The organism is Brevundimonas sp. NPDC055812 (assembly GCF_053616535.1).
This window is the reverse complement of sequence record NZ_JBSHDX010000013.1, coordinates 16,006-34,510: the sequence shown is the minus strand read 5'-3', so window position 1 is coordinate 34,510 and position 18,505 is coordinate 16,006. Positions and strand designations below refer to the sequence as shown.

The following is an 18,505-nucleotide window of genomic DNA, read 5'->3' as shown; positions in this document are numbered from 1 at the left end:
CCTCCCGCGCTTTCAGGGGGGGTATTTGCCCACGCCCTACTACCCGGATACGGCGGTTGGGGTGGGCGGGGGGGGGGAGACCCGCCGCCGCCCTCTTGCCATTCCGCTCGGCCTTGGTCCTACTGCCGCTTGGATCGGGGAGGATCTCTCATGCGGCTGGCCCTGCTGTTCGGATCGCTGACGCTCGCCTTCTTGCTGGCGGTATGGACCACCCAGGCGCCGAAGCCTCGACCGGCCGACGCGCCCGCTGTCGCCTTCTCGGCCGCGCGGGCCATGACCGACATCGAACAGATCGCCCGCGCGCCTCACCCGGTCGGCTCGCCCGAACATGCACGGGTCCGCGCCTATCTGAACGACCGCCTGACGCAACTGGGACTTCAGGTCAGCGAGCAGGCCGGCCCGCTGTCGCCCGCCGCCGTCAAGCGGCTGGAGCGCGCGGGCGGCGATCCCGGCGCGGCGAACAATCAGGCGATCAATCTGATCGGCGTCCTGCCCGGAAAAGACCGCAGCCAGCCCGCCGTCATGCTGATGGCCCATTACGACACCGTGGTCGGCTCCCCCGGCGCGGCCGACGATTCAGCCGGGGTGGCCGCCATCCTGGAGGCCGTGCGGGCGATCCAGGCGCGCGGCCCGGCCGAGCGTGATCTGGTCGTCCTGCTGACTGATGCGGAGGAACTGGGCCTGGACGGGGCGCGGGTCTTCTTCGGCGGCCATCCCCTGCGCGACCGCATCGGGGCCGTGGTCAATCTCGAGGCGCGCGGCGGCGGCGGCCGCGCCGCCATGTTCGAGACCGGGCGCGAGGCGGGGCCGACGGTCCAGCTGTTCCGCCGTGCGGCGGCGAAAGCCGACGGCGGGACCACCGCCACCTCCATCGCCGCCTTCATGTATGAGCGGATGCCCAACGGCACCGACTTCACCGTGCCCAAGGACAGGGGGATCGGCGGTTTGAATCTGGCCTTCATCGGTCGCCCGGATCAGTATCACGCCGCCAATGCGACGCCCGCCAATCTGGACCGGGGCGCGGTGCAGCATCTGGGCTCTCAGGCGCTGGAGGCGGCCGACGCCTTGTTGCGCGCGCCGAGCCTGCCGGCCAAGGGCGAGAACCTGGTCTATGCCGACGTTTTCGGCCGCTGGGTGATCGCCCATGCGCAAGGGACGGGCTGGATCCTGCTGGCGCTGGCGGCGGCCCTGGGCGGCTTCGCCGCCTGGCGAGCGCGGCGCGGGGCGGGGCTGACGGCGGGGCAGGTCGGCCTGGGCGTGCTGGACGGGCTGTGGTTCCTGACCGGGGGCGTCATCCTGTTGCAGGCCACGCGTCTGCTGGCCGGGCCGATGTCGAGCCGCGCCGCCTCGCCGGACGTCTATTACACCCTGCTGCGCCGCCTGCCGTGGATGGAGGCGGGAGCGGCGCTGGCGGCGCTCGCCCTGGCGCTGGTCCTACTGAGCGGCGCGCGCCGGGCGCGGCCGCGCGTGATCGGCGGGGCGTTCGCCTTGTTGACCGCCGTGGTTCTGATCGTCGGCGGCTTCAGCCCGGTAATGCTGGCGCTCGGCGTCGTTGCCGTCGGCCTGTCGTTCTGGCCGGGACAGGCCGAGCGTTCTGCCTGGGGCGGCTGGTTGGGCCTGATCGCTCTGGTCTTCGTCTTCGGCTGCGCGTTGCAGGGCGCGGCGCCAGAGGCGGCGCTGCTGTTCGTCTGGCCGGTGCTGCTGGCGGCGACGGCGGCGGCCCTGACGGTCCTGATCGCCCCGGGCCTGACGCGGCCGGTCAGCCTCCTGCCTGGCGCGGTCGCGACCTTGTTGGGCGGGGCCTGGCTGCTGGGGATCGGTCATTTCGTCTTCCTGGGCGTCGGGATGGATCTGCCGGGCGCGTTGGCCCTCGTCGCCCTGCTGGTCCTGCTGTTCGCCCGGCCGCTGGCGCCGGGGGCCGGCGCCACGCGTCTGATGCTGCTCGCGGCGGCGGCCTGCCTGATCGCGGGCGTCGGGCTGAACCTGTCGGCCCAGCTGCTGGCGCCGTCGCCCGACGTCGCCGAGGCCCTGCCCTAGGGCGCAGACGCTGGCGTCCGGCCGCGCGACCGTTTATCGCAGCCGATCATGAGCGATCCCGTCCTGGTCACCGGCTCCGCCGGCTTCATCGGCTTCCACACCGCCCGGCGTCTGCTGGAGCGGGGCGAGCGCGTGATCGGTCTGGACAACCTCAACGCCTATTACGATCCGGCGCTGAAGCAGGCGCGCCTGGCCCAGCTTCAGGCCTATCCCAACTATCGCCACTATACGCTGGACCTGGCCGACCGCGACGGCGTCGCCGCCTTGTTCGCCGAGCGCCAACCCCGCCGCGTGGTCCACCTCGCCGCCCAGGCGGGCGTTCGCTACAGTCTGGAAGCGCCCGAGACCTACGTCGATTCCAACGTCGTCGGCTTCCTCAGCATCCTGGAGGGCTGCCGCGCGGTCGGGGCGGGCAACCTGGTCTTCGCCTCGACCAGTTCGGTGTTCGGCGCCAACCGCGCCTTGCCGTTCTCGGTGCGCCAGCCCGCCGACCATCCGCTGACCGTCTATGCCGCGACCAAGCTGGCCAATGAGGCGATGGCCCATTCCTACGCCCACCTGTTCGGCTTTCCGGCGACGGGCCTGCGCTTCTTCACCGTCTATGGACCGTGGGGCCGTCCGGACATGGCCCTGTTCAAATTCACCCGCGCCATCCTGAAGGACGAGCCGATCGACGTGTATGGCGAGGGCCGGATGAGCCGCGACTTCACCTATGTCGACGACATCGTCACCGGCGTGATCGCCGCGCTCGACCGACCGGCCGCCATCGATCCGACGTGGGACGCAGCCGCGCCCAATCCGGCCACCAGCGGCGTCGCCCCCTGGCGCATCCTGAACCTGGGCGCCGGCCGCCCGGTGCCGCTGATGCGCTACATCGAGGTGCTGGAGACCAAGCTGGGCCGCAAGGCCAAGCTGAACCTCATGCCCATGCAGGACGGGGACGTGGCCGACACCGAGGCCGACGTCGCCGAGACCCTGGCCGCTCTCGACTACGCTCCCTCGACCCCGGTGGAGGAGGGCGTGGCCCGCTTCGTCGACTGGTACTGCAACTTCTATCGTGAGAACTGACGCGCGCGTCAGCGCCGCGCCGAACGACGGTGGTCTTCAACGATTTCGCGGAGATGCCCTGGTGGAGCCGAGGGGAGTCGAACCCCTGACCTCGTCATTGCGAACGACGCGCTCTACCAACTGAGCTACGGCCCCGACCGACAGGCAGGGGCGGGACATAGAAGCGTCCAGGGGGGCGTGTCAACGGGCCGCGCACGAATCCTTGGCGATCCGCGGCCGGGCCGCTAGAAGCGGCGTGAACGAAGCAGGAGTTTCTCATGGGTTTCGCCCTTGTCTGGCTGGTGAACGCCGTCGTCACCCTGATGATCTGGTGCATCATCGCCTCGGCGATCCTGAGCTGGCTGTTCGCCTTTGACGTGATCAATCCGCGCAACCGTTTCGTGGGCCAGATCGCCTATGTGCTGGATACGGTGACGCGGCCGATCCTGGGTCCGATCCAGCGCGTGGTGCCGCCGCTGGGCGGGATCGACATCACCCCGATCATCGCCCTTCTGGCGCTGCAGTTCCTGAGCGTGCTGTTCAACAGGTCGGTCGCGCCCATGCTGATCATGTCGCTGGGCTGAGGCGAACGAGCCTTCGTTGAAGCAAAGCCACGGCGGCGCGGGATTCGGCGTCCGGCGCCCATTTCCGCCCTTGCGCGGCGCGAGCGGGCTCCTAAGGTGCCGACGATGGGTCCCTGGCGGACCGCCTTTTACGCGTAATTCATGACCACGATCAGGACAGTCGCCGTCATCGGCGCCGGGCAAATGGGTTCGGGCATCGCTCAGGTGGTGGCCGCCGGCGGCTATGAGGTGAAGCTGTACGACATTGCGCCGGATCGGGTGACCCTGGCCCTGGGCGAGATCGCGGCCAGCCTGGCGCGGCGCGCGGCGCGCGGCTTGTCGACCGAGGCGGAGGCCCAGGCGGCGCTTCAGCGCGTCACCGCCGTGAAAACCCTGGCGGAGGCGGCCGGGGCCGATCTGGTCATCGAGGCCGCGTCCGAGGACGAAGCGGTCAAGAAGGGCGTTTTCACCGAACTGACGCCGCTGCTGGGGCCGGAAACTCTGCTGGCGTCCAATACCTCCTCGATCTCCATCACCCGCCTGGCTTCGGTCACGGATCGGCCCGAGCGCTTCATCGGTCTGCACTTCATGAAGCCGGCGCCGACGATGAAGCTGGTCGAACTGGTGCGCGGCATCGCCACCTCGGCCTCGACCTTCGAGACGGCGGTCGCCTTCGCCGAGAGCCTGGGCAAGATCATCACGGAGTCCGAGGACTTCCCCGCCTTCATCGTCAACCGCATCCTGGTGCCGATGATGAACGAGGCGGTCTATGTCCTGTACGAAGGCGTCGGCGACGTGGTCTCGATCGACAAGGCGTTGAAGCTGGGCGCCAACCATCCGATGGGACCGCTGGAGCTGGCGGACTTCATGGGGCTGGACGTGGCCCTGGCCATCATGAACGTGCTGTATGAAGGCCTGGCCGACAGCAAGTACCGGCCCTGTCCGCTGCTGGTGAAATATGTCGAGGCCGGCTGGCTGGGCAAGAAGAGCGGGCGCGGCTTTTACGACTATTCCGGCGAGACGCCGGTTCCGACCCGCTGATGGCCGTCGCCTTTCCCTCCCTTCCGGGCCTGAAGCGCGTGGCGCCGCGGCGCGGCGCGGGCGCCCTGGTTCCGGCCGCCCTGGCGGCGGCGGCCTGGCCTCCGGTGATCCTGACCCTGTTCATCTGGCCGCCCGAGAACTGGTGGTCGGGCGTGGATACGGACTGGCGGCTGGTGATGCTGGCGGTCGGACTGATCGCGGCGCCGGCAGGTCTCTGGCTGCTGCTCGACAGCCACGGCAGGACCGGTCGGCCGTCGACGCGGCTGGGCGTGGTCTGCCGCTTCACCGTGTTCGGCGGCCTGCTGGCGGCGGCGATGCAGACGGTCATGGCCGTGATCATGGCGGGCCTGGCGGGCGCCGCCTCGCAGAGCCTCGTCCAGGGCCTGGGCGCGATCGAGACGGCCCTGCTGATCTATGGCGTCGGCGGCCTGCCGCTGGCGGTCATGATGGGCGTCAGCTACGCCCTGTGGGGCGGCCTGTGCGTGGCCTATCTGGGCTTTGTCCCGGCGCCGACGGTCAAGAACCGCATGGGCGTCCTGGCCGAACGGGACGTTACAGGGATTTAACGTGAAGCGGAGCGGCGGTCCCGCCTAAGCCTCAACCTCTTCACGCAGAACAGGGGCGAGCATGAGGGATCAGGTCGAGACGGCCCAGCCGAAGCCGGTGGCGGCGGATCAGCGGATCGTGACCCTGGACGTGCTGCGCGGCGCGGCGGTTCTCGGAATCCTGGCGGTCAATGCGGCGGCCTTCGCCCTGCCGATGATGGCGATCGAGATGACGAGCGGCCAGTCGCCCTTTCCGGCGGGCCCCAATGCGTCGGGCGTGGCGCAATGGGTCGTGGCCGTCTTCTTCCAGCAGAAGTTCGTCACCCTGTTCTCCATGCTGTTCGGCGTGTCGGTCTTCCTGGTCGGCGGCGAACGGGGCGATGAGGCGAAGGGGCGCGTCCTGCGTCGTCGCCTGCTGTTCCTGGCCCTGTTCGGCCTGATCCACGGCGCGGCCTTCTGGTACGGCGACATCCTGTTGCTTTACGCCTGGTCCGGCCTGTTCATGATGCTGATGCGGTCGATGCCCGCCAAGCCGTTGATCTGGATCGGCGCTGGGGCGACGGTCCTTCTGGCGACGCTTCAGGCCGGGCTGATGCTGCTGACGGCGCATTTCCCCGAGGCGATGAGCAGCGGCGGGGCTTCGGACGGGGCGGTGGCCGCGTCCATCGCCGCCTATCAGAGCGGCTGGGCCGGCGCGGCGCTGGAGAACCTGAAGGCCTGGGCCATCGCCCAGGGCATGAGCCTGCTCATGTATGTGTTCTCGACCGTGCCGTTGATGATGCTGGGCCTGGGTCTGTTCAAGGCGGGCTTCTTCCACGGACGGGTCCCGACGCGCGTTTATGGGATGCTGATGGCGGGCGGGGCGGCGGTTCTGGCCCTGCTGGGCGTGCTGGAGTGGTTCGAGATTCAGGCCGGGGCCGAGGTCGAGGCGACCGGCGGCTGGGCCATGGCGGTGGGCTCCTATCCGCTGATCATCACCCTGGCCTACGCTTCGGCTCTGATCCTGATGACGACGCGCGGCGTGGGCTGGCTGCGCAAGGCGCTGGCGCCGGTGGGGCGGATGGCCTTCACCAACTATCTGAGTCAGACCCTGATCATGACGACCATCTTCTACATGCCGTGGGGGCCGCGTCTGTTCGGTCAGGTCGACTATCCGATGCAGTGGGCCATCGTCGTCGGCGTCTGGGCGCTGCAACTGATCTGGTCGCCGCTGTGGCTGTCGAAGTTCACCATGGGGCCGTTCGAGTGGCTGTGGCGGCGCCTCAGCTATGGGCGCGATCTGCCGCTGCGCCGCACGGCCTGAGAGCGTCGGGCGGACTGTGAGTTGCGGCGGCGGAACTGATGGCTTAATCGCCGCCCCATGACCGACGAAGCCTCCAACCGCCCCGAAGCCCGCGCTCCCCGCGGGTTCGCCGACCGTCGCGGCCGCGACCTGACCGCCGAGCGCCGCATCGTCGCGCGCGTGTCCGAGGTCTATGAGCGCTGGGGTTTCGAGGCGCTGGAGACTCCGGCGTTCGAATACGCTGACGCGCTGGGCAAGTTCCTGCCGGACGCGGACCGTCCGAACGAGGGCGTCTTCGCGCTTCAGGACGATGACGATCAATGGATGGCCCTGCGCTACGACCACACGGCGCCTCTGGCTCGCTTCGCCGCCCAGAACTGGGAGACCCTGCCCAAGCCGTTCCGCCGCTACGCCTATGGCCCAGTGTGGCGCAATGAGAAGCCGGGTCCGGGCCGCTTCCGCGAGTTCTGGCAGTGCGACGCCGACACCGTCGGCTCGGACCGGCCAGAGGCCGACGCCGAGATTATCGCCATGGGCTGCGAGGGCCTGCGCGCCGCGGGTCTGGCGGCCGGGCAGGCGGTGATCCGCGTCTCCAATCGCAAGCTGTTCGACGGCCTGTTCGACGCGGGCGGGATCACGAATCCGGTGCAGCGGCTGACGGCTCTGCGCGCGGTGGACAAGTACGACCGTCTGGGGGTTGAGGGCGTGCGCCTGTTGCTGGGCGAGGGGCGTCTGGACGAGTCCGGCGACTACACCAAGGGCGCGAATCTGCCTTCCTCGGTGATCGGGGCCATCGAAGCCTTCCTGGCCTCGGCCGAGGCACCGGGCCTCAGCCGCGCGGGCGTGCTGGACGCCGTGTCCGGCGCCGCCTTGGGCGCCGCGGGTGAAGAGGCTCTGAAGGAACTGGCCGCCATCGACCGCGCCCTGACCGCCATGGGCGTGGCGCAGGACGACGTGCGCTTCGACCCGACCATCGTGCGCGGGCTGGAATACTACACCGGCGCGGTGTTCGAGGCCGAACTGCTGCTGGACACCAAGGACGAGAAGGGCCGGGCCGTGCGCTTCGGCTCGATCGGCGGCGGCGGCCGCTATGACGATCTGGTGTCGCGCTTCACCGGTCAGTCGACCCCGGCGACCGGTTTCTCCTTCGGCGTGTCGCGTCTGGCTTCGGCCCTGCGCGCGGCCGGACGGGGCGCCGAGGATGAAACGCGCGGGCCGGTGGTGGCCATCGTCTTCTCCGAGGACGACATGCAGCACTATCTCGACGCCGTGTCCGAACTGCGGGCGGCGGGCATCGCCGCCGAACTCTATCTGGGCCGGGCCGGCATGAAGGCGCAGATGAAATACGCCGACCGGCGCGGCGCCCCGGCCGCCGTCATCCTGGGCGGAGACGAGATCGCCGCAGGCCAGGTGACGATCAAGGATCTGGACGCCGGACGCGCCCGCGCCGTCGCCATCGCCGACAACGACGCCTGGAAGGCCGAACGTCCGGGACAGCAGACCGTGGCGCGCGATCAGCTGGTCGCCGTGGTCCGCTCCATTATCGAATAGGTTTCGATAAAAACCCTGACGAAGACGTGAGTTATCAACGTTCAGTTACGAAAGAACGCTCTTTCGATGGAGGCTTGATTGACTTGACCCCCTCCATGGCGTCATTTGGTCTCACTCAAGAGGCGCAGCGCTCAGCCGCAGCGACATCTTGAAGGCGTTTCGGGGAGGAAACGTCCGCTCCTGAGAGAGCGAGAAGGCCCGCTGCGATGTATCCCCCGCAGCGGGCTTTTTCATGCCCGGAGCACAGGATATGTATCGAAGAATATTCGAGAGCTGCTGGAGTGTTGACCTAGTGCGCCGTCATCCTCGGGCTTGACCCGAGGATCCAGACAACCGCGCGCTCAAGCTTCCGACCCTTCCGACCGCTGCCTCCTGGATCCTCGGGTCAAGCCCGAGGATGACGGCGGGGAGCTTTAACCGCCATGAAAAAGGGCCGGAGCGTCGCCGCTCCGGCCCTCTTCATTCAGCAGGCGCTGCGTCTTACCAGATGCGGACGCGGTCTTCCGGCGCCAGATAGTATTTCGTGCCGGGCTTGACGCCGAAGGCTTCATACCAGGCGTCGACGTTGCGCACCGGGCCGATGACGCGGAACTCGGCCGGGCTGTGCGGATCGGTGGCGATCTGGTTCTTCAGGGCGTCTTCGCGGTACTTGGACTGCCACACCTGGGCCCAGCCGTAGAAGAAGCGCTGGTCGCCGGTCACGCCGTCGATCACCGGGGCGGGCTGCCCCTTCAGCGACAGGTGGTAGGCTTCGAGACCGACCGCCGTGCCGGCCGCGTCGCCGATGTTCTCACCCATGGTCAGGCCGCCCTGGACGTGGAAGCCGGGCAGGGGCTCGAAGGCATCGTACTGGGCGCCCAGACGCTTGGTCAGGTCTTCGAAATTGGCCTTGTCCTGATCGGTCCACCAGTTGCGCAGCACGCCGTCGCCGTCGGACTTGGAGCCCTGGTCGTCGAAGCCGTGGCCGATCTCGTGGCCGATCACGCCGCCGATGCCGCCGTAGTTGACGGCCGGGTCCGCGTCCGGATCGAAGAAGGGCGGCTGCAGGATGGCGGCCGGGAAGACGATCTCGTTATTGGCCGAGTTGTAATAGGCGTTCACCGTCTGGGGCGTCATGCCCCACTCGTCCTTGTCGACCGGCTGGTCCAGGCGCGACAGGCGGTAGTTCCACTGGAACTGGCCCATGCGCTGGCTGTTGCCGAACAGATCGTCGGCCTTGATCTCGAGCGCCGTATAGTCGCGCCACTTGTTCGGATAGCCGATCTTGACGGTGAATTTGCGCAGCTTCTCCTGGGCCGCCGCCTTCGTCTCCGTGCCCATCCAGGTCAGGTTGTCGATGCGGTGCGACAGGGCGGTGCGCAGGTTGGCGACCAGTTCTTCCATCTTGGCTTTGGATTCGGCCGGGAAGTATTCAGCGACATACAGACGGCCTGCGGCCTCGCCCAGGGCGCCCTCGGCGAAGCTGATGGCGCGCTTCTCGCGGCTGCGCTGCTCGGGCTGGCCGGCCAGGTCGCGCGAATGGAACTCCCACTCGGCGTCCGAGAAGCGCTGCGACAGCATGGGGGCGGCGTCGTCCGTGGTGTGGAAGGCCTGCCAGGCCTGCAGGGTCGTCACCGGCGTCTCGCCGAAGATGGCGGCCATCTTCGGCATGGCCGTGTTCTGGCGCACGATCACGCGATCGACCGCGCCCAGACCGGCGGCGTTGAAATAGCCGGCCCAGTCGAAGCCGGGCGCCTCGGCGGCCAGGGTCTGGATCGAATAGGGGTTGTAGGTCTTGTCGCGGTTGCGGTTCTCGATCGGGGTCCAGTGGGCCTCGGCGATCCGGTCTTCCAGGGCGACGATAGCGGCCGCCGAACCGGCCGGGTCGGCCCAACCGATGTTGGTCAGCATCCGCTCGATATAGGCCTGATACTTCTCTTTCTTGTCGGCGAAGCGGGCGTCCAGATAGTAGTCGCGGTTGGGCATCCCCAGGCCCGACTGACCGGTCGAGACGGCGTAGCGGGTCGGGTTCTTCTGGTCGATGGTGATGCCGGTGCCGAAGAAGGAGCCGCCCGCGCGTCCCTGGGTCTGGCCCATGTAGGCGGCGATCTTCTCATGGGTGTCGGCGGCGCGGATGGCGGCCAGATAGGGCGCCAGCGGCTGGGCGTCCAACTGGTCGACGCGGGCCTGGTCCATGTAGGCGCGATAGGCGTCGGCGATCTTCTGCTCATCCGAACCGGCGGCTAGGTCGGTGCGCGCGGCCAGATCGGTCACCAGCTTCTTCATGCGGTTGTCGGACAGTTCGCGCAGCAGGGCGAAGGAGCCGTAGGAGGTGCGGTCAGACGGGATGGTCAGTTGGTCGATGGCCGCGCCGTTGGCGTAGCGAAAGAAGCTGTCGCCCGGATCGACCGAGGTGTCGCGGCCCGCCAGGTCAAAGCCCCAGGTTCCGTATTTGGGCGCGTCCGTGCCCTGCCAGCCCGAAGCGCCGCCCTCGGCGGCCGGAGTCTGAAACAGTTCGAAGACGGTGCAGGCGTCGTCGATGCAGGCATGGTCGTGGCCGTCATGGGCCAGGGCGGCGGCGGGCGCCAGAAGGGCCGCGGCGGCGACCCCAGCGAACAGTTTCTTCATTGTCGTTTCCTCATCTCGGCCCAAGGGCAGGGCGGCCCGAAGCGTAGAAGCTTCGGGCGATCCGGCAGTCTTAAAAAATTTTATCGGGAAGGGCGAGGGCGGGATTCGCATCTGCGGGGTTCGGCGCCGGCTCCCGATGTCTTCGCCATACATGAGCCGTGCAATAAAGCGGGCCTAACGGCAAAGCTTTGATTTCCCGTATGCCGTTCAACGGCCCTTATCCGTAGAACTGCGTAGCCCTGTTGAACTCACAACCGGCCTGCGGCAAAGTTTTATGCCGCTTGTGACCCATTTTGGTCATTGTTCGGTGATGAAAGTTCACCACTTCCTCCCAGGAGCGTCGTCAGTCTCGTTCCAGGTTCGCGTCGGACGACAGCGAGCCGCGATGAGGCGAACGCCGCCTATAGATGAGTTTAGAGCCGTCGCCGATGCGTGAGTCTTCCCAGTCCGCCCCTGCAGTCGCCGAAGCCGAAGCCCAGCCTCGACTGAACCGCCGCCAGGCCGCCAAGGTGCGCACGCGTCAGAAGGTGCTGGACGCCGCCCGCACCCTCTTCGCCGAACGCGGCTATGACGCCGCCACCATCCGCGATATCGCCAAGGGGGCGGGCATGTCGACCGGCGCCGTCTTCGCCAACTTCCAGGACAAGGCCGAGCTGTTCGAAGCCGTCTTCTCCGAGGAGATGGAAGGCCTGCTGGCCGACATCCGCACCGCTGCGGCCGCCGAAGGCCGCGTGCTGGATCGCCTGTCGAACGGATTGACCGCCGGCTATCACCGCTCGCTGGACCACCTGCCGCTGATGCAGGCCATGGTCGCCCGCTCCTGGTTCCAGCCGGAAGACGCCGATCTGCGCTCGCGCGCCTTCGTCCGTCCGCTGGTCGAGGCCGTGGCTGAATTGCTGCAGGCCGGCGTACGCGAGGGCGAACTGCGTCAGGACGTGGACCTGCCGCTTCTGGCGCGTCTGATCTGGGACGTCTTCATCTCCAACTTCCGTTTCGCCGCCTATGACAACTGGGGCATCGAGGAGCTGACGTCGCATATCCGCAAACAGCTCGAGCTGATCCTGTCCAGCCAGCTGGCGCGTCAGTAAGACTTCAGTCGGGATCGATCTAGGGCCGCACGCCGGACAGGCGCGCGGCCCTTTTTCTCGCCCATTCTCAGGGGCCGATGGAACGCCGCTCTTCTTCGGGTGTTGCAGTCCAAGGCCAAGCTGAAGATGGGAGGGCGCCATGTCGTCCATTGAGCGCGGACGTGGATTCGGCAGCGTCCTTGTCAGGCTTCTGGGGATCGTCATCGCCCTGATCGGGCTGACGCTGACCATAGGCGGGGGCCAGCTGATCATGCTGGGCGGATCCGCCTATTATCTGATCGTCGGCCTGTTGATGATCGTGTCCGGGGGGCTTCTGGCCCTGCTGCGGCCGTTGGGCGCCTGGCTCTATATCGCCATCTTCATCGGCACCGTCGTCTGGGCTCTGTGGGAGGTCGGACTGAACGGCTGGGCCCTGGTCCCGCGCGTGGTGGCGCCGCTGGTGCTGCTGATCGCCGTGGTCCTCAGCTTGCCGGCGCTGAAGCGCGACGGGGGCGGAGGCAAGCTGGTCTGGGGCGGGCTCGCGGCGATCGCCGTCTTCTGCCTCGTTTCCGGCGTGGTCGTGGCCCAGGCCAACAAGGCCAGGGTGATGAGCCCGGTTCCGTCCGCCGGAAACGGCGGCGTGGGCGACCCGGCGGTGCTGAAGGTCGGCGCCGACTGGCCCGCCTGGGGCGGCTCTGACAGCGCCCAGCGCTATTCTCCGCTGAGCCAGATCAACAAGGACAATGTGAAGGGACTGCAGCGCGCCTGGACCTTCCGCACCGGCGACCTGCCGGATGAGCGCTGGGGCGCCGAGACGACCCCGCTCAAGGTCGGTGACACCCTCTACCTGTGCTCGGCCCGCAATCGTCTGTTCGCGGTCGATGCGGCCACGGGCCAGCAGAAGTGGACCTATGATCCCAAGGTCGCCGACGACCAGATCCCCTATACCGCCGCCTGCCGGGGCGTGACCTACTACGCCGTCCCTAACGTTGATGTGGCTCAGCCCTGCGCCACGCGCATCATCGAGGGCACGCTGGACGGACGGCTGGTGGCTGTGGACGCCCGCACGGGGGCGCCCTGCGCCGGGTTCGGCGCGAATGGCGAAGTCAGCATCAAGCATGGGATGGGCGACCCCTATCCCGGCATGGTGTCGATCACCTCGGCGCCGGTCATCGTGCGCGGGGTGGTGGTCACCGGCCATCAGGTTCTGGACGGCCAGAAGCGGTGGAACGCCTCGGGCGTGATCCAGGGCTTCGACGCGGTGACGGGCGAGCTGCGCTTCGCCTGGGACATGATGCGTCCGGACATCACGACCCTGCCGCCCGAAGGCGAGACCTATACGCCGGGCACGCCGAACATGTGGACCACGGCCACGGCGGATGAGGCGCTGGGCCTGGTCTTCCTGCCGATGGGCAACTCCTCGGCCGACTATTATTCCGGCCTGCGCCGCCCGGCGGAGAATGAATACGCAACCTCCCTGGTCGCGCTGGACGTGACCACGGGCAAGCCGCGCTGGCATTTCCAGACGGTGAGGAAGGACGTGTGGGACTATGACCTGGGCTCGCAGGCGACCCTGGTCGATATGCCGATCAACGGGACCCTGGTTCCGGCGGTGATCCTGCCGTCCAAACAGGGCGACCTCTACATCCTGGATCGCCGCACCGGCCAGCCTCTGCACAAGGTCGAGGAGCGCCGCGTGCCCCAGGGCGGCGTCGAGCCCTCGCAGCGCAGCCCGACCCAGCCCTTCTCCCTGTTCCACACGCTGAGAAAGGCCGACCTGACCGAACGGGACATGTGGGGCATGTCGCCGATCGACCAGATGGTCTGCCGCATCCAGTTCCATCAGGCGGCCTATGACGGCTACTTCACCCCGCCGACGGCGGACCGCTACTGGATCCAGTATCCGGGCTACAACGGCGGCTCGGACTGGGGCGGGGTTGCGGTCGACCCGGCGCGCGGCGTGATCGTCGCCAACTACAACGACATGCCCAACCACAACCGCCTGGTGCCCCGCGCGGAAGCGGACCGCCTGGGCTGGTTCCCGCGCGACGACCCTCGCTACATCGAGCGCGAGAAGGAGGCGGCCAACCGCGGCGGCAACCTGTCGAAGTCCAAGGCCGAGGGCGCGGGCGACCCGCAGATGGGCGTGCCCTACGCCATCGACGTCAATGCGGGCTGGCGGGTCAAGTTCACCGGCCTGCTGTGCAAACAGCCGCCCTATGGCGGGATGCGCGCCATCGATCTGAAGAGCGGCCGCACCCTGTGGGACCGTCCCTTCGGCACGGCAAGGAAGAACGGACCGTTCGGCATCCCCTCCATGCTGCCGCTGGAGATCGGCACGCCGAACAACGGCGGCTCGGCGGTGACGGCGGGCGGACTGATCTTCATCGCCGCCGCGACGGACGACCTGATCCGCGCCATCGACATCGAGACGGGCAAGACGGTGTGGTCGGACGTGCTTCCGGCGGGCGGTCAGGCCAACCCGATGATCTATGAGCAGAACGGCCGCCAGTATCTGGTCATCATGGCCGGCGGGCATCACTTCATGGAGACGCCGCGTGGGGACTATGTGATCGCTTATGCGCTCCCTGAAAGGGGCGCATAAGCACTCTTTCTCTGGGGCCTATCGCCCTTCGGGCTGCTTGAGGCCCGCTCGAGATAAGGAAGGCCGGAGTTCAGGCTCCGGCCTTCTCTGCGTCGGGGATGGATCAGGGGCGCGTCTGGCCCTGGCCGCGCACCACATATTTGTAGGTGGTCAGCTGCTCCGCTCCGACAGGTCCGCGCGCATGCAGCTTTGAGGTCGAGATGCCGATTTCGCCGCCGAAGCCGAATTCGCCGCCGTCGGCGAACTGGGTCGAGGCGTTGATCAGCACGATGGCGCTGTCGACGCCGTTGGCGAAGCGCTCGGCGGCCTTCTCGTCGGTGGTGACGATGGCCTCGGTGTGGCCCGAGCCGTAGCGGCGGATGTGGTCGACCGCGCCGTCCACGCCGTCCACCACGCGCACCGACAGGATGGGGGCCAGGTATTCGGTGGTCCAGTCGACCTCGGTCGCCTCGCTCATGTTCGGGGCCAAGGCGCGGGCCTCGGCGTCGCCGCGCAGTTCGCATCCGGCGGTGATCAGGTCGGCGGCGACGGCGGGCAGAAGGCGATCCGCAGCCGCGCGGTCCACCAGCAGGGTCTCGGTCGCGCCGCAGACCGAGACGCGGCGAATCTTGGCGTTCAGGGTCACGCGACGGGCGACGTCCAGATCGGCGGCGCCGTCCAGATAGGTGTGGCACAGGCCCTCAAGGTGGCCCAGCACCGGCGCCTTCGCCTCGGCCTGAACCCGCGCGACCAGACTCTGGCCGCCGCGCGGGATGATCAGGTCGACGGCGCCGTCGAGGCCCGACAGGATGGCGCCGACGGCCTCGCGATCCGGCACGGGGACCAGTTGGACGGCGTCGGCGGGCAGGCCCGCTTCGGCCAGGGCGCTCGTGACGACAGCGGCGATGGCGCGCGAGGAATCCAGACAGTCCGAGCCGCAGCGCAGGATCGCCGCATTGCCGGACCGGATGCACAGGGCGGCGGCGTCGGCGGTGACGTTTGGGCGGCTCTCATAGATGACGGCCAGAACGCCGATGGGGGTGCGGACGCGGGCGATGTCCAGGCCGTTGGCCGGGGTCCAGCGGGCCATTTCACCGCCTACCGGGTCGGGCTGGGCGGCGATGGTTTCGACCGCGACGGCCATGCCCTCGACGCGGGCGGGGGTCAGGGCCAGGCGGTCGATCAGGGCCTCGGACAGGCCGCCGTCGCGGGCGCGGCTTACGTCGCGGGCGTTGGCGGACAGGATGGCGGCCTCTGCCGCGCGCAGGCCCTCGGCGAGCCGGTGAAGCGCCTCGGTCCGGGCGTCCGGCGTGGTGGCGCGAAGGGCGTCGGCGGCGGCGCGGGCGCGGCGGCCCATGTCCAGCATGGCGGCGTCGAGGTCGCTCATCGGTCCTCCAGAACCAGATCGTCGCGGTGGATGACGACCGAGGGGCCGCGATAGCCCAGCAGGCTTTCGATCGCGTCCGAATGGCGGCTGCGGATTAGGGCGATCTCGTCGGCGGCGTAGGCGGCCAGTCCGACGCCGATGCGAAGACCGTCAGGGCCGGTCAGGCGCACGCTGTCGCCCTTGCCGAAGTCGCCGCTGACGGCGACGACGCCGGAGGGCAGCAGGCTCTTTCCGGCATGGAGGGCGGCGACGGCCCCGGCGTCCAGCGCCAGGGCGCCGCCGGGCGCCACGCTGCCCGCGATCCACTGCTTCCAGGCGGCCATGGGGGTGGCGGGGGCCAGGATCAGGGTGGCCCGTGCGCCGTCGAGCACAGCCTTCAGCGGATGGGCCGTCAGCCCCGAAGCGATGACGGTGGCGCATCCGGCCGAGGCGGCGATCTGGGCCGCCGCCAGCTTGGTCGCCATGCCGCCTGTGCCGACGCCGGCCTGCGCATTGGCGCCTGAGGCCATGGCCAGCACCTCGGGCGACAGCCGCTCGATCAGGGGCAGGTGGCGGGCGTCCGGATCGCGGCGCGGATCGGCGGTGTAGAGGCCGTCCACGTCGGACAGCAGGATCAGCAGATCGGCCCGTCCGAGCTGCGCCGCGCGCGCGGCCAGTCGGTCGTTGTCGCCATAGCGAATCTCTTCGGTGGCGACGGTGTCGTTCTCATTGACCACTGGGACGACGCCGTGGCTCAGCAGGGCCTCAAGCGTGGCGCGGCCGTTTAGCCAGCGGCGCCGCCGTTCGGTGTCGTCGCGGGTCAGCAGCACCTGGCCCGCCATCAGGCCGTGGGGCGCCAAAGCTTCTTCCCAGGCGTGCATCAGCAGGGTCTGGCCCACGGCGGCGGCGGCCTGTTTATCCTGAAGGCGGCTGGACGACAGGTTCAGTCGTCCGCGTCCCAAGGCGACGGCGCCGGATGAGACGACGACTGCCTCTCGCCCCTGGCGACGCAGGTCGGCGATATCGGCGGCCAGGCTCGCCAGCCAGTCGGCGGCGACGGCGCGGCGCGCGGCGTCGAACAGCAGGGACGAGCCGATCTTGACCACCACCCTGCGCGCCTGGGCCAGGGCGGCGGCAGGCGAGGCGGCGGCCTCAAGGGCTTCGGGGAGGGGGGCGGAGGAGGTCACTCAGCCTCCCTATCGCAAGATCATCGTTCAGGCCAAGTTGTTGGCGACGATTATTCGATGTGATGTCGGATTGGTGTGCAGATACGAATAATATTCTGATCGACGGTGGTTCGGCAGAAGAGCCGCCAAAGAAAACGCCCGGCGGGCGAACCAGCCGGGCGTCCTAGTTTCAGCTTGAGGCTGACGGTTAGGCTTCGGGATCGGGAGCCTGTTCCCAACCACCCGCCAGGGCCTTGAACAGGCCGATCTGGTAGGTGGTGACCTGGGCTTCCGAGGCGGCCAGGGCGGCGTCGGCGCCGGCCAGGGTCCGCTCGGAATCGAGCACCGTCAGGAAGCTGTCGGCGCCCGCGTCGAAGCGCAGGCGCGACAGGCGCGCCGCCGTAGCCGCCTGATCCCGCGCGGTGCGCAGGGCCGTGCGGCGGTCCAGTTCGTTGGCGTAGGCGCTGAGCGCCGTCTCGGTCTCCTGCAGCGCCGTCAGCACGGTCTGGTCGAAGGTCGCCAGGGCCGCGTCCGACTGGGCGCCGGCCTGCTTGATCCGCGCCCGGGCCGCCCAGACGTTGGGGAAGGACCAGGAGATCAGCGGGCCGACGCTGAAGCGGAAGTTGGCGTCCTCGCCCAGGTCCGAGGCGTCGAGCGCCGTCGATCCCACCGACCCGCCCAGGCGGATGCTGGGATAAAGGTTGGCGGTGGCGACGTTGACGCGGGCGGCGGCGGCGGACAGGCGGGCCTCCGCCTGACGCACGTCGGGACGGCGGGCCAGAAGCGCCGCGCCGTCGCCGACCGGGATCGGCTGCGACAGTTGCGGCGGGGACTGGCAGGCGCGAGCCGCCTCGCTGGCCTCGGCCGGGGTGCGGCCGGTCAGGGTGGCCAGGCGGAACAGGGCGCCGTCGCGCGACGCCCGCAGGGGCGGCAGGCTGGCGCGGGTCTGTTCCAGGGCGGCGCGGGCGCGGGCCACGTCCAGACCATTGCCGGCGCCCCCGTCCAGCAGGCGCTGGGTCAGGTCGACCGTCTGGGTCTGCAAGTCGATGGTCCGTTCGGCCACGGCGATCTGGGCGTTGGCCGAGCAGGTGTCGGCGTAGGCCCGGGCCGTTTCGGCCGCGACGGTCACCCGCACGACCTCCAGAGCGGCGGCGGCGGCGGCCACGTCGCCCCGCGCGGCGCGGATGGAGGACTCCACCCCGCCGAACAGGTCGATCTCATAGGAGACGTCCAGGCCGACGTCATAGGTGTCGACTTCCGGCAGCTTGGCGCCGCCGGCGGTCGGCACGGTGTCGGTCGAGGCCCGGCTGCGGTTGTAGGCGGCCGAGGTCGTGGTGGTCGGGAACCGGCCCGAGCGGGCTTCGGACAGCGAGGCCCGGACGGCGCGCAGATTGGCCGCGGCCGCCTCCAGCTCGTTGTTCTCGGTCAGGGCCTGCTGGATCAGGCCGTCGAGGGTCGGGTCCTGATACAGCCGCCACCAGTCGTCGCGGGCCGCCTCGGTCGAAACCGAGGCGGATTGCGAGCCGACGAAGGCGCCCTGGCCTTCTGCCGGGAGGGTGGGGAGCGGCGCCTTGGGGCCCACCGCGCAGGCGGCGAGCAGGGCGGCCGACCCCGCGGCGGTCAGCAGAGTGCGGAGTTTGCCGTTCATT

The 18,505-nt window shown here is 68.9% G+C and carries 13 protein-coding genes and 1 tRNA gene; 9 read left to right on the top strand and 5 right to left on the bottom strand.

Annotation, left to right across the window (positions count from 1 at the left end; genetic code table 11):
* The first annotated feature begins 150 nt into the window (after positions 1-150).
* Positions 151-2,037, top strand: a complete 1,887-nt coding sequence (locus ACWGL1_RS15985; RefSeq protein WP_452112555.1) for a M20/M25/M40 family metallo-hydrolase — start codon at positions 151-153, stop codon at positions 2,035-2,037.
* A gap of 48 nt (positions 2,038-2,085) precedes the next feature.
* On the top strand, positions 2,086-3,105 hold the full coding sequence (locus ACWGL1_RS15980; protein WP_452112554.1) for an NAD-dependent epimerase: 1,020 nt from the start codon (positions 2,086-2,088) through the stop codon (positions 3,103-3,105).
* Positions 3,106-3,164: 59 nt separating this feature from the next.
* Here ACWGL1_RS15980 and ACWGL1_RS15975 read toward each other — a convergent pair.
* Positions 3,165-3,240 (bottom strand) — tRNA-Ala (locus tag ACWGL1_RS15975).
* A 122-nt stretch (positions 3,241-3,362) separates the two neighbouring features.
* Here ACWGL1_RS15975 and ACWGL1_RS15970 point away from each other — a divergent pair.
* From ACWGL1_RS15970 to hisS, 5 genes are all read left to right on the top strand, one after another.
* Positions 3,363-3,668: a YggT family protein gene (locus ACWGL1_RS15970; protein WP_291779989.1), complete on the top strand. Its 306-nt coding sequence runs from the start codon at positions 3,363-3,365 to the stop codon at positions 3,666-3,668.
* Positions 3,669-3,809: 141 nt separating this feature from the next.
* Complete coding sequence (locus tag ACWGL1_RS15965) at positions 3,810-4,688, top strand: 3-hydroxybutyryl-CoA dehydrogenase (protein WP_291779987.1); 879 nt, start codon at positions 3,810-3,812, stop codon at positions 4,686-4,688.
* On the top strand, positions 4,688-5,254 hold the full coding sequence (locus tag ACWGL1_RS15960; RefSeq protein WP_291779985.1) for a hypothetical protein: 567 nt from the start codon (positions 4,688-4,690) through the stop codon (positions 5,252-5,254). Before ACWGL1_RS15965 ends, ACWGL1_RS15960 begins: the two co-directional genes overlap by 1 nt.
* 61 nt (positions 5,255-5,315) lie before the next feature.
* Entirely contained in the window at positions 5,316-6,536 is a 1,221-nt protein-coding gene (locus tag ACWGL1_RS15955) for a DUF418 domain-containing protein (protein WP_452112553.1), read from the top strand.
* Positions 6,537-6,593: 57 nt separating this feature from the next.
* Entirely contained in the window at positions 6,594-8,066 is a 1,473-nt protein-coding gene (gene hisS / locus ACWGL1_RS15950) for a histidine--tRNA ligase (protein WP_452112552.1), read from the top strand.
* Positions 8,067-8,546: 480 nt separating this feature from the next.
* On the opposite strand, the gene ACWGL1_RS15945 is transcribed toward hisS, so the two are convergent.
* Positions 8,547-10,673, bottom strand: coding sequence for a M13 family metallopeptidase (locus tag ACWGL1_RS15945; RefSeq protein WP_452112551.1), 2,127 nt, complete (start codon positions 10,671-10,673; stop codon positions 8,547-8,549).
* 428 nt (positions 10,674-11,101) lie between these two features.
* Here ACWGL1_RS15945 and ACWGL1_RS15940 point away from each other — a divergent pair, with 428 nt between their 5' ends.
* Positions 11,102-11,761, top strand: a complete 660-nt coding sequence (locus ACWGL1_RS15940) for a TetR family transcriptional regulator (protein WP_452112550.1) — start codon at positions 11,102-11,104, stop codon at positions 11,759-11,761.
* Between the two features lie 139 nt (positions 11,762-11,900).
* The gene (locus tag ACWGL1_RS15935) at positions 11,901-14,345 is read left to right on the top strand and encodes a membrane-bound PQQ-dependent dehydrogenase, glucose/quinate/shikimate family (RefSeq protein WP_452112549.1); all 2,445 of its coding nucleotides are present in this window, start codon (positions 11,901-11,903) and stop codon (positions 14,343-14,345) included.
* A 103-nt stretch (positions 14,346-14,448) separates the two neighbouring features.
* On the opposite strand, the gene ACWGL1_RS15930 is transcribed toward ACWGL1_RS15935, so the two are convergent.
* The 3 genes from ACWGL1_RS15930 to ACWGL1_RS15920 form a co-directional block, all read right to left on the bottom strand.
* Positions 14,449-15,711 (bottom strand): glutamate-5-semialdehyde dehydrogenase, encoded by a 1,263-nt coding sequence (locus ACWGL1_RS15930; RefSeq protein WP_452112548.1) that lies wholly within the window; start codon positions 15,709-15,711, stop codon positions 14,449-14,451.
* On the bottom strand, positions 15,708-16,877 hold the full coding sequence (gene proB, locus ACWGL1_RS15925; protein WP_452112547.1) for a glutamate 5-kinase: 1,170 nt from the start codon (positions 16,875-16,877) through the stop codon (positions 15,708-15,710). Before proB ends, ACWGL1_RS15930 begins: the two co-directional genes overlap by 4 nt.
* 187 nt (positions 16,878-17,064) lie before the next feature.
* A complete protein-coding gene (locus ACWGL1_RS15920; protein WP_452112546.1) occupies positions 17,065-18,504 on the bottom strand; it encodes an efflux transporter outer membrane subunit in 1,440 nt (479 codons plus the stop codon).
* Position 18,505 lies beyond the last annotated feature (1 nt).

Coding starts and splice junctions, on each gene's coding strand:
- ACWGL1_RS15985 (WP_452112555.1), top strand. CDS start 151: ATGCGGCTGGCCCTGCTGTTCGGATCGCTGACGCTCGCCTTCTTGCTG.
- ACWGL1_RS15980 (WP_452112554.1), top strand. CDS start 2,086: ATGAGCGATCCCGTCCTGGTCACCGGCTCCGCCGGCTTCATCGGCTTC.
- ACWGL1_RS15970 (WP_291779989.1), top strand. CDS start 3,363: ATGGGTTTCGCCCTTGTCTGGCTGGTGAACGCCGTCGTCACCCTGATG.
- ACWGL1_RS15965 (WP_291779987.1), top strand. CDS start 3,810: ATGACCACGATCAGGACAGTCGCCGTCATCGGCGCCGGGCAAATGGGT.
- ACWGL1_RS15960 (WP_291779985.1), top strand. CDS start 4,688: ATGGCCGTCGCCTTTCCCTCCCTTCCGGGCCTGAAGCGCGTGGCGCCG.
- ACWGL1_RS15955 (WP_452112553.1), top strand. CDS start 5,316: ATGAGGGATCAGGTCGAGACGGCCCAGCCGAAGCCGGTGGCGGCGGAT.
- hisS (WP_452112552.1), top strand. CDS start 6,594: ATGACCGACGAAGCCTCCAACCGCCCCGAAGCCCGCGCTCCCCGCGGG.
- ACWGL1_RS15945 (WP_452112551.1), bottom strand. CDS start 10,673: ATGAAGAAACTGTTCGCTGGGGTCGCCGCCGCGGCCCTTCTGGCGCCC.
- ACWGL1_RS15940 (WP_452112550.1), top strand. CDS start 11,102: ATGCGTGAGTCTTCCCAGTCCGCCCCTGCAGTCGCCGAAGCCGAAGCC.
- ACWGL1_RS15935 (WP_452112549.1), top strand. CDS start 11,901: ATGTCGTCCATTGAGCGCGGACGTGGATTCGGCAGCGTCCTTGTCAGG.
- ACWGL1_RS15930 (WP_452112548.1), bottom strand. CDS start 15,711: ATGAGCGACCTCGACGCCGCCATGCTGGACATGGGCCGCCGCGCCCGC.
- ACWGL1_RS15920 (WP_452112546.1), bottom strand. CDS start 18,504: ATGAACGGCAAACTCCGCACTCTGCTGACCGCCGCGGGGTCGGCCGCC.